This window comes from Candidatus Obscuribacterales bacterium, from assembly GCA_036703605.1.
In the GTDB taxonomy this organism is placed as follows: domain Bacteria; phylum Cyanobacteriota; class Cyanobacteriia; order RECH01; family RECH01; genus RECH01.
Map to the genome: position 1 here is coordinate 1 of DATNRH010000352.1, position 1,827 is coordinate 1,827.

Below are 1,827 nucleotides of genomic sequence, written 5' to 3' on the forward strand. Positions count from 1 at the left end.
GATAAACTCCTGCCTACTATCCTGCGTAACCCTGGCGCACAGTGCTGGTTCTCAGCTAACCCCCAGTCATCCGGTGATCCATTCTCTCAGCGGTTTATTGTGCCGTACCAGAAAGAGCTGGAGACACAGGGCTACTATGAAGACGACATGCACTACATTGTCGTCGTCAACTGGCGGGATAATCCTTGGTGGTCTGATGAGCAGGAGCAGCTGAGGGCATGGGACTACGCACACCAGACAAGAGCGAAGTATGACTGGATCTGGGAGGGCAAGTTCCTGGATACGGTAGACGATGCCATCATTCAGCCTGAGTGGTTCGATGCCTGCATTGACGCCCATGAGAAGCTGAACTTCAAGGTAACAGGCCGCAAGGTGGTATCACATGACCCCTCAGACCGTGGGGATGATGCTAAAGGTCTGGCCTTCCGTCATGGCTCAGTCTTCTACGATGTGTGCGACATGGTACACGGTGATGTTGCTGAAGGCGTGGATTGGTCTACGGACTATGCTATCAATGTCGGTGCTGATGACTATATCTGGGATGCTGACGGCTTAGGATTGGGACTTAGACGAGACGTAGCACAGAACCTGAAGGGTAAGCCTATCGAGCAATACGCATTCCGTGGGGGTGAGACACCACAGCGCCCGGATGCCATGTATGATCCGATAGAGGATAACTCAGCACTGCCCAGGCCAAACCGTGACGCCTTCGCCAATCAGCGCAGTCAGTTCTATGCAGCCCTTCGTGATAGGATGTACAGGACATATCGGGCGGTAGAGTTTGACGAATACCAAGACCCTGACCAGATGTTGAGCTTCTCATCAGACATCAAGGATATGCAGCGGCTTAGGTCTGAGATATGCCGGATACCCCGCAAGCGTAACGGAAATGGCAAGTTCCAGATCATGAGCAAGGATGACATGAAGCGATTGCTTGACATCGACTCACCAAACATGGCTGATGCCGTGATGATGTCGTTAGCAATTCCTGATAAAATAGTCAACAGATCATCATTTGTACCGCCCCCTATAAAACCGATGGGACACAGGCATGGAACTCGAAGAAATCAGAGAACTCGTTGACGACGAAGACACCAGCACGTCAGTAACGCGGGAAGAATCCAGCGCCATGCTGGTATTTGGTCGTATCTCCCAATGGGATGACGAGATAGGCGCGGACGTACAAACTGAGTTTCGAGGAACCTTCGATCTCATCAAGTCACGGCGTAACCGTATCCTGGCTGAGCTGTGGTCAAACCCTGTTGATATTACCTTCAAGCCGAAGGACGGGGCGGAGCCTGAAGCGGCTGAGACTCTGACCGGCATGTATCGCACGGATATGATGCGTTCTGAGGAGGCTATCGAGACCGCCCTACAGGATCAGGTTGACTGTGGTTATGGCGCATTCCGTTATGTCACGGAGTACGAATCCAAGTTCGATGACATGTCCAACCTCCAACGCATTCACGCAGAGCCTATCTCTGAGGCTAATAACGTGGTGTATTGGGACAGTAACGCCAAGAAGAAAGATAAGTCAGACGCTCATTGGTGCTGCATCCTGACCACGTTCACCGAGCGGGGCTGGAAGCGATTCACTGAGGAGAATGGCATTGATTGGGAGGAGGGTGATAAGCCTTCACCCTTCAAGGAGCCGAACAAGACTGATACGTGGTTCTGGCGTTCAAAGAATGACGAGATAAAGATTGGTGAGTTCTACCACAAGAAGAAAAAGAAAGAGCGCGTCCTGATCTATGAAGACCCGCTTGGCCAGACCAAGGCCGTCTATCAGAAAGAAGTCAAGGACGTTATTGACGAGATGGAGGATGC

General features: G+C 51.7%; 2 protein-coding genes. Both read left to right on the forward strand.

Annotated features, from left to right (window positions below):
• Positions 1 to 1,083, forward strand: a 1,083-nt coding sequence (locus tag V6D20_07465) for a hypothetical protein (protein ID HEY9815621.1), incomplete at its 5' end; no start/stop codon positions are given.
• The coding region (locus V6D20_07470; GenBank protein ID HEY9815622.1) for a portal protein at positions 1,052 to 1,827 on the forward strand (776 nt) is incomplete at its 3' end. The genes V6D20_07465 and V6D20_07470, both read left to right, overlap by 32 nt.